Origin of the sequence: Blastococcus sp. Marseille-P5729 (genome assembly GCF_900292035.1) — a bacterium.
Taxonomy (GTDB): Bacteria; Actinomycetota; Actinomycetes; order Mycobacteriales; family Antricoccaceae; genus Cumulibacter.
The window spans coordinates 1-13431 of record NZ_OMPO01000002.1; the positions used below are offsets into that span (position 1 = coordinate 1).

General features: G+C 69.5%; 14 protein-coding genes. 3 read left to right on the plus strand and 11 right to left on the minus strand.

What is annotated here, in order from left to right:
* The 4 genes from DAA40_RS08525 to DAA40_RS08540 all read right to left on the minus strand — a co-directional run.
* The coding region (locus DAA40_RS08525) for a DUF222 domain-containing protein (RefSeq protein WP_158716329.1) at positions 1-871 on the minus strand (871 nt) is incomplete at its 3' end.
* Positions 872-1062: 191 nt separating this feature from the next.
* On the minus strand, positions 1063-1473 hold the full coding sequence (gene nusB, locus DAA40_RS08530) for a transcription antitermination factor NusB (RefSeq protein ID WP_106849347.1): 411 nt from the start codon (positions 1471-1473) through the stop codon (positions 1063-1065).
* Positions 1473-2036 (minus strand): elongation factor P, encoded by a 564-nt coding sequence (gene efp / locus DAA40_RS08535; RefSeq protein WP_106849348.1) that lies wholly within the window; start codon positions 2034-2036, stop codon positions 1473-1475. The genes nusB and efp overlap by 1 nt, the downstream gene beginning before the upstream one ends.
* Positions 2037-2059: 23 nt before the next feature.
* Positions 2060-3175: an aminopeptidase P family protein gene (locus tag DAA40_RS08540; RefSeq protein WP_106849349.1), complete on the minus strand. Its 1116-nt coding sequence runs from the start codon at positions 3173-3175 to the stop codon at positions 2060-2062.
* A gap of 181 nt (positions 3176-3356) precedes the next feature.
* On the opposite strand from DAA40_RS08540, the gene DAA40_RS08545 reads away from it, so the two are divergent.
* From DAA40_RS08545 to DAA40_RS08555, 3 genes are all read left to right on the plus strand, one after another.
* Complete coding sequence (locus tag DAA40_RS08545; RefSeq protein ID WP_106849350.1) at positions 3357-4742, plus strand: hemolysin family protein; 1386 nt, start codon at positions 3357-3359, stop codon at positions 4740-4742.
* A complete protein-coding gene (locus tag DAA40_RS08550; RefSeq protein WP_106849351.1) occupies positions 4739-5743 on the plus strand; it encodes a hemolysin family protein in 1005 nt (334 codons plus the stop codon). The genes DAA40_RS08545 and DAA40_RS08550 overlap by 4 nt, the downstream gene beginning before the upstream one ends.
* A gap of 109 nt (positions 5744-5852) precedes the next feature.
* Positions 5853-7589 (plus strand): alpha/beta hydrolase, encoded by a 1737-nt coding sequence (locus tag DAA40_RS08555; RefSeq protein WP_106849352.1) that lies wholly within the window; start codon positions 5853-5855, stop codon positions 7587-7589.
* A gap of 3 nt (positions 7590-7592) precedes the next feature.
* On the opposite strand, the gene aroQ is transcribed toward DAA40_RS08555, so the two are convergent.
* From aroQ to mltG, 7 genes are all read right to left on the minus strand, one after another.
* Positions 7593-8042 (minus strand): type II 3-dehydroquinate dehydratase, encoded by a 450-nt coding sequence (gene aroQ, locus DAA40_RS08560; RefSeq protein ID WP_234356301.1) that lies wholly within the window; start codon positions 8040-8042, stop codon positions 7593-7595.
* Entirely contained in the window at positions 8039-9121 is a 1083-nt protein-coding gene (gene aroB, locus DAA40_RS08565; RefSeq protein ID WP_106849353.1) for a 3-dehydroquinate synthase, read from the minus strand. Before aroB ends, aroQ begins: the two co-directional genes overlap by 4 nt.
* On the minus strand, positions 9118-9627 hold the full coding sequence (locus DAA40_RS08570) for a shikimate kinase (RefSeq protein ID WP_106849354.1): 510 nt from the start codon (positions 9625-9627) through the stop codon (positions 9118-9120). The genes aroB and DAA40_RS08570 overlap by 4 nt, the downstream gene beginning before the upstream one ends.
* The gene (gene aroC / locus DAA40_RS08575) at positions 9624-10802 is read right to left on the minus strand and encodes a chorismate synthase (protein ID WP_199849666.1); all 1179 of its coding nucleotides are present in this window, start codon (positions 10800-10802) and stop codon (positions 9624-9626) included. The genes DAA40_RS08570 and aroC overlap by 4 nt, the downstream gene beginning before the upstream one ends.
* A 70-nt stretch (positions 10803-10872) precedes the next feature.
* A complete protein-coding gene (locus DAA40_RS08580; RefSeq protein WP_158716330.1) occupies positions 10873-11391 on the minus strand; it encodes a prepilin peptidase in 519 nt (172 codons plus the stop codon).
* Positions 11388-12230 carry a shikimate dehydrogenase gene (locus DAA40_RS08585; RefSeq protein ID WP_106849356.1) on the minus strand — a complete coding sequence of 281 codons (843 nt, stop codon included), beginning with the start codon at positions 12228-12230 and terminating at the stop codon, positions 11388-11390. Before DAA40_RS08585 ends, DAA40_RS08580 begins: the two co-directional genes overlap by 4 nt.
* Before the next feature lie 7 nt (positions 12231-12237).
* Positions 12238-13419, minus strand: a complete 1182-nt coding sequence (mltG, locus tag DAA40_RS08590; RefSeq protein WP_158716331.1) for an endolytic transglycosylase MltG — start codon at positions 13417-13419, stop codon at positions 12238-12240.
* Between the last annotated feature and the right edge of the window lie 12 nt (positions 13420-13431).

The following is a 13431-nucleotide window of genomic DNA, read 5'->3' on the forward strand; positions in this document are numbered from 1 at the left end:
GAAGGGCTTCGGCGGGCATCACCAGCTGGATCTCGACCGGGACCAGATCAGCATCGCTGATCCCGGTGAGGCGAGCGAACAGCTCATCGGCCATGATCTGCCCGCGTGAGCGGGGATCGCCGGCCGCCTTGGCGGCGTCGGCGTGCTTCGCGAGGGAGGCGTAGGCCGCCACGCCCTCCTTCACCGGCAGTAGACCGGTCAGGTAGACCATGGCGTCGGGTGCCGGGCGGGTGGTCACGGTCCGGTCATTGTGCGCCATCGCGATCCGGCGCGTCACCGACTCGGCATCCACCCGCGCGGCCTCGGCCCGGGCCAGCGACGCGGCGCGGCGAGCACTCGTGCCCGCCGCCAGCCGGGGCGCGAGGCGCTCGTCCACGATCGCGCGGTCCTCCGGCATTAGACACACCGTCTCTTTCGCGACGGCCTGAGCAGCGCTCTCACCAATCCCGCCACTTGCGAGCCGCGCGAGGGTGTGCGGCAGCTCTGTCACCAGGCCCTTGGCCACAGCCAGGTCGTTCGCCGCGCGATGCGCGCTCACCCCACGTGCCAGCGCGATCTGATCAGCGACACCCTTCCCGCGCTCGGCCCTCGGCACCCCACGCTGCTCCGCGAGAGCACGCTGGGAAGCATCGAACGCGACCTGCACCCGCGCCTCCACCGCCGCGGTAACCGCACGCACACGGCGCAGCGCCTGCAGCAGGTCAATCAGGCCGGCATCACTCACCCGAGCAAGTCGCCCATCGGCGTCCGCGCCGGCCAACGACCCCAGACCCTTCAGGGCAGCGCGCAGCGACTCGATCGGGCGCGACTCGATCGGGCGCGTGCCGTCCGCGAGCGTGACCGCTGCTTCGCCGTCCTGCCTGGGATCCATGACACACACGCTACGGACCAGCACCGACACTTTCGCCGACACGAAAACCGATCCGGGCGCATCTGTGGACAACCGCCGGTCCGTGGACAACCGACGCCCCAGCCCCGGTCCTCGTCCGCCTCATCTGCTACCGGCCCTCACCTCTCGACACTGGCCAACCTGAAGCAGCGTCGAGCGGCTCGCGTCGCCGGCTACACCACCAGGTCGGGCTTGACCTTGGCCAGTCGTCCGAGCAGGCCATTGACGAAACGCGGTGAGTCATCCGTCGACAGGCTCTTGGCCAGCTCGACCGCCTCGTCGATGACGACGGCATCCGGGACGTCGTCCACCCACAGCAGCTCGTACACAGCAACCCGGATGATGGCGCGGTCGACACCGGGCATGCGCGCGAGCGTCCAGCCCTCCGCGTACGTCGTGACCAGCTCGTCGATCCGCTCGAGGCGGGAGCTGACCCCTTCGATGAGCGTCAGCGCATACGGCTGGACCGGCCGGTCCGGGTCGGCCAGGCGGTCGGCGGCGGTGGTGACGGGGTCGGTGCCGCGCAGGTCGGCCTCGAAGAGGATGTCCACGGCGCGCTTACGCGCCTTGGTGCGAGCCGACACTAGTTGTTGACGCGGCCCAGGTAGGAGCCGTCTCGAGTGTCGACCTTCAGCTTGTCACCGGTGTTGATGAACAGCGGAACCTGGATCTGCGCTCCGGTCTCCATCTCCGCGGGCTTGGTGCCACCCGTAGAGCGGTCACCCTGCAGACCCGGATCGGTGTGCTTGACCACCAGTTCCACGCTGGCCGGAAGCTCGATGTACAGCGGTACGCCATCGTGCGTGGCGACGATCGCCTTGGTGTTCTCGAGCATGTAGTTCGCGGCCGTGCCGACAATGTCGGACGAGACATGCACCTGGTCATAGGTGTCGCCGTCCATGAACACGTAGTCGGATCCGTCGTTGTACAGGTACTCCATGTCGCGCTTGTCGACGTTGGCGGTCTCGACCTTGGTGCCGGCGTTGAACGTCTTGTCGACGACCTTGCCCGAGAGCACGTTCTTGAGCTTGGTCCGCACGAACGCGCCGCCCTTGCCGGGCTTGACGTGCTGGAACTCGACGACGGACCACAGGTTCCCGTCGAGGTTGAGCACCATGCCGTTCTTCAGGTCGTTGGTCGTGGCCACAGGCCGTTCCTCTCGTTGGAGTTCTAGAGGATGACGAGGTCCTTGCTCGTCATCGTCAGCAGGTCGGTGCGGGTCGCGCCGTCAGCCTCGGCATCCTCGCGCAGCACGAGAGTGTCCTCGATCCGGACACCACCGCGACCCGCGAGATAGACCCCCGGCTCGACGGTGACGCAGACCCGATCTTCCAGTTTAGTCTCCGACAGCTGGCTGAGATTGGGCGCCTCATGCACCTCGAGCCCGACGCCGTGACCGAGACTGTGCGCGAACGTCTCCCCATAGCCGGCATCGGCGATGATGTCGCGGCTGACCGTGTCGACCTCCTTGCCCGTCCTGCCGATCCGCAGCGCCTGTGCGCCAGCGCGCTGAGCACTCGCGACGGCCTCATAGATCTCCCGCTGCCAGTCAGCAATCGAGCCGACACCGTAGGTCCGCGTCATGTCGGAGTGGTACCCGCGGTAGGTTGCCCCGAAGTCGATCTTGCCCAGGTCGCCGCTCTCCAAGACCCGTTCCCCCGGCCGGTGATGTGGAATGGCCGAGTTCGGCCCGGTGGCCACGATCGTCTCGAAGGAGACCTCCTCGGCTCCTAGTCGCAGCATCCGGAAGTCCAGGTCGATGGCGATGTCGCGCTCGCTTCGTCCGGGAATGATCCCGCCCGCCTCGATCAGCTCCGTGAGCGCCTGGTCGGCGATGTGCGCGGCCTGCCGCAGCAGCGCGATCTCTTCGTCGTCCTTGATCGCCCGCAGCCCCTCGACCGCCGCGCCGAGGCTGACCAGGCGGGCCGCGGGCGCGGCGTCCTGTAGCGCCTCGGCAACGTCCACGCTCACCGAATGCGTCTCGTACGCGATCGTGCCGAGCCGCTGGCCCACCTCGGCTGCGACGGCCTGCGCGGAGGCCCGGCCGATCAGTAGCGGGACGTCGGGCACCTGGGCCTTCGACTGCTCGACATACCGTCCGTCGGTGCTGAACAGATCGTCCGCTGGATCGGCCCCCACGATCAGTGCCGCGTTCGATCCGGTGAAGCCGGTCAGATAGCGCACGTTGATCAGGTTGGTGATCAGCGCAGCGTCGGCGTCCAGCTCTCGGATCCGGGAGCGGAGGCGATCACGGCGCAAGGCCGTCGTCGAGTCGTCAGCAGGCATGCGGTCGAGCCTATCCGCCGTCGTCCGGTCGTGGCGTGGGTCTCACCCGGTACGGCGCCGCGACGGAACCATCCCGGGCAACGTACGTTGAGAAGGCAACGCTGTCCCCTTGACCAGAGAACCCCATGCGCGACGACTGCTCTGACCAACCCGACGCCGGCTGCAGACGGGGGCTCACGCCGTGAGCATCGCCATCTCGCTGATCGTCGGCGTCATCGTCATCCTGCTCATCACCGCCCTCACCGGGTACTTCGTCGCTCAGGAGTTCGCCTATATGGCGGTCGACCGGGCTCGGCTGACCAGCGAGGCAAGCTCGGGAGATACTCAGGCCGAGCGCGCCCTGGGCATCACCCGCCGCACCTCCTTCATGCTCTCCGGCGCCCAGCTCGGGATCACCGTGACTGGGCTGCTCGTCGGCTACGTCGCCGAGCCGCTGATCGGACAGGCGCTGGGCACGCTGCTCGGCGGGGTCGGCATCCCGGCCTCAGTGTCGATCGGCGTGGGCGCGGTCATCGCGCTGCTGTTCTCCACGGTCGTGCAGATGGTGTTCGGTGAGCTGTTCCCCAAGAACCTGGCGATCGCCAACCCACTCCCGGTGGCGAAGTGGCTGGCGACGTCCACCGCGATCTACCTCAAGGTCTTCGGCTGGCTGATCATCGTGTTCGACAAGGCCGCCGAGGCCTTGCTCAAGGTGCTGGGGATCAAGCCGGTGCACGACGTCGAGCACGCAGCGACGGCGCAGGATCTCCGTAGCGTGGTCGAGGAGTCCCGGGAGTCCGGTGACCTCAGCGAAGGGCTGTCGACGATGCTCGACCGCGTGCTCGACTTCCCCGAGCGGGACGCCGAGCACGCCATGATCCCGCGGTCGCGCGTCGACGTGCTGCGGGTGGGGACGACGGTCGCGCAGGCACGCCAGACCATGTCGCACGGGCACAGCCGGTACCCGGTGCTGGACAACGAGGACCGGATCGTCGGAGTGCTCAACCTGCTGGACATCCTCGCTCTGCCCCACGACTGTCTCGACCCGGTCGAGAAGCACACCAAGGACGCGCTCGTGGTCGCCGAGACGATGGGGCTCACCACGGTGCTGGATGAGTTGCGCCACCAGCATCACCAGCTCGCGTGCGTCGTCGACGAATACGGCTGGTTCACTGGCGTGGTGACCTTCGAGGACCTCGCCGAGGAGATCGTCGGTGAGATCACCGACGAGCACGACCCGACCACGGACGATCCGCTGACCACGCCCCAGGAGGGCGTCTGGGAGGTCGATGGAACCACCCATGTCGACGAGGTGGAGCGCTCGCTGGGCGTGGACCTCCCCGAGACCGACCAGGAGACCATCGGCGGGATGCTGATCGACGCCCTCGACGCGCTACCGGACGTCGGCGACTCGGTGACGCTGCGCTGCCCGATCGACCCTGCCGACCTGGTGCATGACGACCCGCCGGTGCCCATCCTGTACGCCGAGGTGATCGAGGTCGAGCACTATGTGCCGACCCGGATCCGGATCCGTGTCGAGACGGTCCCGCAGAGCTCGCTGGGCGATGAGAAGGCGGGTGAGGAATGAGCGCCGTGACGACGATTCTCGTGACCGCCGCCATCATCTTCCTCAGCGCGTTCTTCGTCGCCGTAGAGTTCTCGCTCATGTCCGCACGGCGGCACCGGCTCGAGGACGCCGCCGTGACCTCGCGATCGGCCCGGGCCGCGCTGCGCTCGTCGGCCGAGCTGACCCTGCTGCTCGCCGGCGCGCAGCTGGGCATCACCATCTGCACCCTCGCGCTCGGCGCCATCACCAAGCCGGCGGTGCATCACGCGCTCACGCCGTTGCTGTCCGAGCTCGGGCTACCGCTGACCGCGGCGGACGTCGTCGCGTTCATCCTCGCGCTCGTGCTGGTCACCTTCCTGCACCTGGTCGTCGGCGAGATGGCACCGAAGTCCTGGGCGATCGCGCACCCCGAGAAGTCGGCGATCATGCTCGCGCTGCCCACCCGCGCGTTCATGGCCGCCACCCGCCCGGTGCTGCGGCTGCTCAACGCGATCTCCAACGCCCTGGTCCGCAAGGCCGGCGTCGAGCCGATCGACGAGATGAGCGGCGGTCAGGACCCAGCGACGTTGCGAGCGCTGGTCGAGCACTCGGCTAACGTCGGTGCGCTCGACGCCAGCTACCGGGCCTCCTTGTCGGGCGCGCTGGACCTGACCCACCTGAAGGTCGGTGACGTCCTCAGCCAGGGGCGCTCGCTGACCATCGTGCCGCAGACCGCGACCGTCGCCGACGTTCAGGCCGCCACGCGACGTACCGGCCACCTGCGCATCCTGGTCAGCGACGACCGCGGGGTGATCGGCGTCCTGCACGTGCGCGACACCCTCGACCTGCCGCCGAGCGAGCCCATCGCGGGGCTCACTCGCCCGGTGATGAACCTGCGAGCCTCGACGCCGCTGCACGAGGCGCTGGCCACCATGCGCCGCCGCAGCGAGCACCTGGCAGTCATCCGCGAGAACGGCCAGACCCGAGGCGTGGTCACGATGGCCGACATCCTCCCGCGGGTGCTTCCGCGCACAACCGGCTAGTAACCCCCCTCAACGTGGCAGCCGCCCCCGCAACGTACTAATGTCGGCCACGCGGGTATGACTTCGCTCACAACGAGTCGGAGCCGCCGCTGCCATCGGGAGGGAACGCATGGGCGCACAGCCGGAGTACATCCGTCCAGCCGACGTGCTGAGGGCCGCGCGGGCGGGAGCATCGATGGCCCGCGAGGCCGCCGACGACGTCCTCATCGAGGAGGCCCTCGGATCGGGGATCACCGTCGCACTCGATCCGATCCGCGCCCGCGACGTGTTGAAGCTGCTGTTGTCGCGCAAGGCGATCACCGACGCCTATCCGCGCCTGGCCGGCGAATGGCTGAAGGTCGCGATGGGCCTGTCCAGCATCGAGCTGCCCAACAAGGACGTCTTCTACGGTGACAAGGTCTGGCACGACAATGGCCTGTTTCGCCGGCTCGCCCAGGGTCACCTCGCGCTTACCCAGGTCTTCGATGACATCATCCAGCAGGCCAACGACGACTGGACCGACGAGGAGCGCGCGGCCTTCGTGAGCGCCATCGTCACCAGCGCACTGTCACCTGCCAACTTCATCCCCACGAATCCCGTCGTGCTCCGCGAGGCGATCGACACCCGCGGCAAGTCACTGGCGCGGGGGCTGAAGAACTTCCTGTCGGACTTCAACGAGAACAAGGGCATGCCCTCGATGGTCGACGCGAGCGGCTACCAGGTCGGGGAGAACCTCGCCGTCACTCCCGGCAAGGTCATCTATCGCGAGGACATCTTCGAGCTGATCCACTACGCGCCGCAGACCGACGAGGTGCACTCGCGCCCGCTGCTGTTCGTGCCCCCGCAGGTCAACAAGTACTACGTGCTCGATCTCGCGCCGGGCCGCTCGATGGTCGAGTACGCCATCCAGCAGGGCCTGAACACCTTCATGCTCGTGTGGCGCAACCCGCGGATGGATCCCAAGCTCGGCCACGGCAACTGGGGCCTGGAGGACTACATCCCGGCGCTGCTGCGCGCGGTCGAGATCGTCAAGGAGGTCACCGGCTCGGCCGACCTGAACACCATCGGCCTGTGCGCCGGCGGCATGTCGGCGGCCCTGGCGCAGTCGCATCTGACCTCCGAGGGCGACAGCTCGATCGCGCACGCGACCTACATCGTCACCATGCTCGATGCGCGCAAGCGCAACATGGTGACCGGCCTGTCCACCGAGGACACCCACTCAGCGATGGTGAAGCGATCGGAGAAGGGCCGCGTGCTCAGCTCCAAGGCGATGGGGGCCACCTTCGCCTGGATGCGGCCGAAGGATCTCGTGTTCAACTACGTCATCAACAACTGGCTGCTGGGCAAGAGCTCCCCGGCCTTCGACGTGCTGGCGTGGAACTGCGACGGCACGAACGTGTCGACCACCTTCTTCCGCGACCTGAACGAGACGCTGAACTCGCACGCGTTCACCAAGGCCGGGCGCAAGAAGCTGATGGGCCGGCCGATCGACATGCAGTCGGTGACCAGCGATGCGTTCATCGTCGCCGGCCAGCGGGACCACATCACCACCTGGCGGCCCTGCTACATGAGCTCGCAGCTGCTGGGCGGCGAATCGGAGATCGTGATCGTCAACAGCGGCCACATCCAGACCTTCGTGAACCCGATCAAGGGCTCGCGGTACAAGTACTGGACCGGCACGAACGGCAACCCCGACCCCGACGCGTGGCTCGCCGAGGCCGAGCAGGTCGACGGGTCGTGGTGGCCGAAGTGGGGCGAGTGGGTGACCTCACGGTCCGGGCCGAAGCGCAAGGCCCCGAAGACGGTGGGCAGCGCGGCGTACCCGCCGATCGACGACGCACCCGGCCAGTACGTCCACGAGACCTGATCCTCAGGCGGTCTCGGTCTGCGCCATGAAGCGCACGATCGCCTGGATCGCGTCCGCGTACCCCTCGACGCCCAGCCCGGCGATCACGCCGCGGGCCACCGCGCTGATCACCGAGTGGTGGCGGAACTCCTCACGAGCGTGGATGTTCGTGATGTGCACCTCGACCAGCGGCGCGGTGAGCATCGCGCAGGCATCGCGCAGCGCGTACGAGTAGTGGCTCCACGCTCCGGGGTTCAGCACGACCGGCGTGTCGAGATCGGCGGCCTCGTGCAGCCAGTCGATCATCTCGGCCTCGTCGTTGGTCTGCCGGACCTCGATGGTGCGGCCCACCGCCTCGCCGACGTCCTTGCAGTACTCGACCAGGTCCTCGTAGGTGCCAGAGCCGTAGATCAGCGGCTGGCGGGTGCCGAGCCGGTTCAGGTTGGGTCCGTTCAGGACGAGGATCTCGCTCACTGCGCTGCCTTTCCAGTAACGACGGAGAATGCCTGGCTGAGTGCGTGCTCGGGTGGGCTGTCCAGGATACGGGGGGCCGCGAGCCGGTCAAGGACGACGAAGCGCAGCCGGGTGCCGCGGGATTTCTTGTCGACCGCCATCGTGGCGCGCAGCTGCTCCCACGGCGTGCCGTCGTACGCCGTCGGCAGCCCCACCCCTTCGAGGATCGCACGGTGCCGGGCGACAGTCGCATCGTCCAGTGAGCCTGCGCTGCGGCCCAGCTCGGCGGCGAAGATCATGCCGACCGCGACCGCGTCGCCGTGCCGCCAGCGGTACTGCTCGCTCTTCTCGATCGCGTGGCCGAGGGTGTGCCCGTAGTTGAGGATCTCGCGCAGCCCCTGCTCGGTCAGGTCCTCGCCCACGACCTTGGCCTTGACCGCGACCGAGCGCTGGATGATCTCCGGCGCGAACGGCGCCTGAGGGGTGGTGGCCGCGGCCGGGTCGCTCTCGATGAGCTGCAGGATCGTCGGGTCGGCGATGAACCCGGCCTTGATGACCTCGGCCAGCCCCGCGACGTAGTCGGCGCGCGGCAGCGTGTCCAGCACGTCGAGATCGCAGATCACGCCGGCCGGTGGATGAAACGCCCCGACGAGGTTCTTGCCCGCTGAGGTGTTGATGGCGGTCTTGCCGCCGACGGCGGCGTCCACCATGCCCAGCAGCGTGGTGGGCACGTGGACGACGCGGACGCCACGCAGCCAAGCGGCGGCGACCCAGCCGCCCAGGTCGGTGACCGCTCCGCCGCCGACGGTGACGACGGCGTCGTTGCGGGTGAACCCGGCCGCGCCCAGCGCCTCCCAGCACTCCCCCGCCACCGACAGCTGCTTGCCGGCCTCCGCGTCGGGGACGACGAGCGGCAGCACGTCGAACCCGGACTGGCGCAGCTGCCCCGCGACCCTCGCGGCGTACGCCGCGAGGGAGTCGGTGTGGATCACCGCGACCCGGTCGGCGGCGGGCAGCATCGGGGTGATCTGGTCATCGAGCCCGCGACCGATCACCACGTCGTACGGCGCCACCCCCCGCACCGTGACCCGTGCCGTCATGAGCGCTCCTTCAGGAAGTCCGCCAGGCCGTCGGCGATCTCGTCGGCACCGCGGCCTGTGGTGTCCACCTCGATCGTGGACACCTCGTCGTACAACGGCGTCCGCTGCTCGAGCAGGTGCTTGAGCGTGGCGCGCGGGTTCATCGCGAGCACGGGGCGCCCGTGACCGAGCCCGACGCGCGACACGGCGTCCGGCAGCGAGACCACCAGCCAGACCACCTCGTGCCCACGAAGAGCCGCTCGGGTGCGGGCATCGAGAACGGCGCCTCCACCGAGCGACAGCACGCCGCCGTGGCTCTGCAGCGTCGCCGCGATGACCTGATGCTCCAGCTCCCGGAAGTGCGGCTCGCCGTCGTCGATGAAGATCTCGCTGATTGGCTTGCCGGCCGCGCGCTCGATCTCGTGGTCGGCGTCGACGAAGCCCACCCCGAGCCGCTCGGCGAGCAACTGCCCGACCGTGGTCTTGCCCGACCCGGGCGCGCCGACCAGCACCACGACCCGGCTCACGTGACCGCCATGGCGTCGACATAGGCCCGCAGGTTGCGGCGGGTCTCGTTCACACTGTCGCCGCCGAACTTCTCGATCAGCGCGTTCGCGAGCTCCAGCGCGACCATCGCCTCGGCGACCACGCCTGCGGCGGGGACGGCGCACACGTCGGAACGCTGGTTGATCGCCACCGCCTTCTCCCCCGAGGCGATGTCGACGGTGTCGAGGGCGCGCGGCACGGTGGAGATCGGCTTCATCGCCGCGCGCACCCGCAGGGTCTCGCCGTTGGTCATGCCCCCCTCGATGCCGCCGGCGCGGTTCGTCCGCCGGACGATGCTGCCGTCAGGCGCCTCGATCTCGTCATGGGCGGCGGAGCCTCGGCGCCGGGCGGTCTCGAACCCGTCGCCGACCTCGACGCCCTTGATCGCCTGGATGCCCATCAGGGCGGCCGCCAGGCGCGCATCCAGCCGCCGGTCCCAGTGCACATAGGAGCCCAGCCCGATCGGCAGCCCGGAGACGACGACCTCGACCACGCCGCCGATGGTGTCGCCCGCCTTGCGGGTGTCGTCGATCTCGGCGACCATCGCCTCGCTGGTCGCGGGGTCCAGGCACCGCGCCGGGCTCTCGTCGATGCGGGCCAGGTCGCCGGGCCCCGGCACCAGGCCGTCGGGGGCCTTCACCGTGCCGAGCTCCACCACGTGGCTGATCACCTCGGCCCCGCACACCTCGCGCACGAACGACTTGGCGACCGTGCCGAGCGCGACCCGCGCGGCGGTCTCGCGGGCACTGGCCCGCTCGAGGACCGGGCGCGCGTCGTCGAAGCCGTACTTCTGGATCCCGGCGAGATCGGCGTGCCCGGGACGCGGCCGGGTCAGCGGGGCGTTGCGCGCCTGCGCCTCGAGGACGTCCTGCTCGACCGGGTCGGAGGCCATCACGGTCTCCCACTTGGGCCACTCGGTGTTGCCGACGTGGATGGCGACCGGTGACCCAAGGCTGACGCCGTGCCGGACGCCACCCGCGACGGTCACGGCGTCCTGCTCGAACTTCATGCGTGCGCCGCGCCCGTAACCGAGCCGGCGACGGGCGAGCTCGCCCTGGATGGCCTGGGTCGTGACGGGAACGCCGGCGGGCAGTCCCTCGATGATCGCCGTGAGCACCGGACCGTGTGATTCACCAGCAGTAAGCCAACGCAGCATTGCTCGATTGTCCCACCTGCTGGGGGCTCGTCTCACTCGGGGAGCACGGGTCCAGAGTGTGGGAACCCGGTCAGCGCGGTGGAGCGCCGGCGAGCACCACAGCGGCGTACACCAGCCACCAGGCGACGATCATCGGCGGCCCGAAGGCGATGTGCCGCTTGCGCCAGGGGACGCTCCGATCGGCCATCCGGTCGAACCGGGAGGCCAGCAGCAGCCACGCTGCGCTCGCCAGCGCCAGGGCCAGCAGCCAGACGACCAGCGTCTGCGGGTTCAGGTGGCCCAGCGCCAGCCCGATCACCCCGAGCAGCTTGACGTCGCCGAGCCCGACCCCGCTGGGCGAGACCACCGCGAGCAGGTAGCCGGCCGCGGCCATCCCCGCCGCGGTGAGCACCATCGGCAGCCATCGCGACCGGCCCGGGCCGGCGATTCCGTCGACCACGGCTACCGCGATCAGGGCGAGTGCCGCTCCCCCCGTCAGACGGTTGGGCAGCCGATGCTCGCGGACGTCGGCGACGATGAGCGGGATGCCCACGGAGACAGCGATCGCGAGCATGACAAGGTCGGCGACCGGCAGGTTCAGCACCCTCACCGCAGCGCGGCCCGCATGACCTCGACCGACGGACGGCGCCCGGTCATCAGCCGCACCTGCTCGACGGCCTGGTGCAGCAGCATCCACACCCCGCCGATCGCGGTGCCTCCCCCGGCCGCCACGGCATCCAGCAGCGCAGTCGATCCCCCGGCGTAGACGGCGTCGAGAACGAGCTGGTCACTGCGGAAGCGTGCGCCGGCGACCTGGTCGGCCACCCCGGGAGGCACGGTGCTGATCAGCACCTCGGCGCGCTCGGCGCACTCGACGATCGCGGACCACGAGCGCACTCGGACCACGACTTCGAGCTGCTCCCCCGCGGCCACGAGAGTGGACGCGCGGGCGGGGTTGCGCGCCACGACGTCCACCTCCTCGCAGCCGAGGGCCTGCAGCGCCGCCAGCGCCGCGGCCGCGGTGCCGCCCGCGCCGATCACCACCGCATGACGCCCGGCCGTTGCCCGCAGCCCGTGGTCGGCGTACGCGCCGATGATGCCGTCGACGTCGGTGTTGTAGGCGCTCCAGCCGGTGAGCTGCGCACCGTCGTACCGCGGGACGAGGGTGTTCGCGGCACCGAGGACGACCGCCCGCGGGTCGCGGTGGTCGGCCCGCGCGAGCGCCTCGGACTTCCCGGGCATCGTGACCGACAGGCCGCCGCACGGCAGGCCGTCCAAGCCCGTGACGGCGACCCGGTCGACGAACTCCGCGAGCGCGCCCGCCGGGACGTCGTGGCGGCCGTAGCGCCAGTCGAGGCCGAGCTCGGCGTACGCCGCCGTGTGCAGCGCCGGCGAGCGCGAGTGGTCGATCGGGGAGCCGATGACCGCGCAGGCCCGACGTGTGCTCATGGCCGGCTCAGCACCAGCCGTTCTTCTGGCACTCGGCCTTGGCCGCGAGGAACTCCTCGTCGGTCGTCACGAACGCGTGGTGGCCGTCGGCCGAGTTCACGACGTAGTAGATCCAGGTTCCGTCGGTCGGGTTCAGTGCGGCCTGCAGCGACTTGTCGCTGACGCTGGCGATCGGCGTCGGGGTCAGCCCGGGCAGCACGCGCAGGTTGTACGGGTTGCTCTGGTCCTGCAGGTCGGCGGTGGTGAGCTCGTTGCCAGGCTTGCCGGCGCCGTAGGACGTGGCGGCGTCGATCTGTAGCGGCATCGGCTTGGCCAGCCGGTTGTAGATGACCTGGGCGACCTTGCCGCGCTCGTCGTCGTGCTTGACCTCGCGTTCGATGAGCGAGGCGATGATGAGCACGTTGTACGGCGACTGGCCGACCGCGGCCGCCTTCTGCTCGAGGCCGGTCTGGGTGGCGACGGCGGTGAACTGCGAGACCAGCGCCTGGATCATCTGCATCGGGGTGGTCTCGGGGTCGAAGTCGTAGGTGCCCGGGTGCAGGAAGCCCTCCAGGTTGGGGATGTCTGCCGGTGCCCACGCCGGCAGGCCCAGGTTGGCGCGGTCGGCGAGGGCCGCCTCCAGCTGCTCGACCGGCGCGCCGGTGGCCTCCGACAGCCGGGTGAGTATCTGTTCCACGGTGAGGCCTTCTGGCAGCGTCACCTTGAAGGTCTGGATCGAGGAGGGGTCGAGCATCGCCTCGAGCGCGATGCTGGCCTTCATCTCCTTGCGCAGCGAGTACAGCCCCGGCTGGATCGACTTCGACTGCTCGTTCTCCTGGGCCGCGTCGGTGAACGCCCGCGCCGACTTCACCACGCCCGCTTCCTCGAGCGTGACGGCGATGTCGGAGATGGTGTCGCCCTGCGACACGCGCACCGCGACGTTCTCGGTTCCCGAGCCGGTGTAGTCGGGCACCTCGCCAAAGCCCGAAAAGAGGTCACGGGCGAACAGCACCGCGCCGACGCCGATCCCGACCGCGACCAGCGCGGCGAGGATCGGCACGAGGCGACTGCGCTTGCGCCGCCGACGGCGTCGGGACGGTCGCTCCTGCTCGTCGATGTCGTCGCGGATCAGGGCGCCGAGGTCGTCGACCTCCGACCCGTGCTTGTCGTCATGCACAGTCCGTTCGTCTCGCGCCACGAGCTGGCTCACCGCACCTTCGGT

Coding starts and splice junctions, on each gene's coding strand:
- DAA40_RS08540 (WP_106849349.1), bottom strand. CDS start 3,175: ATGCCTGCTGACGACTCGACGACGGCCTTGCGCCGTGATCGCCTCCGC.
- DAA40_RS08550 (WP_106849351.1), top strand. CDS start 4,739: ATGAGCGCCGTGACGACGATTCTCGTGACCGCCGCCATCATCTTCCTC.
- DAA40_RS08555 (WP_106849352.1), top strand. CDS start 5,853: ATGGGCGCACAGCCGGAGTACATCCGTCCAGCCGACGTGCTGAGGGCC.
- aroB (WP_106849353.1), bottom strand. CDS start 9,121: ATGACGGCACGGGTCACGGTGCGGGGGGTGGCGCCGTACGACGTGGTG.
- aroC (WP_199849666.1), bottom strand. CDS start 10,802: ATGCTGCGTTGGCTTACTGCTGGTGAATCACACGGTCCGGTGCTCACG.
- DAA40_RS08585 (WP_106849356.1), bottom strand. CDS start 12,230: ATGAGCACACGTCGGGCCTGCGCGGTCATCGGCTCCCCGATCGACCAC.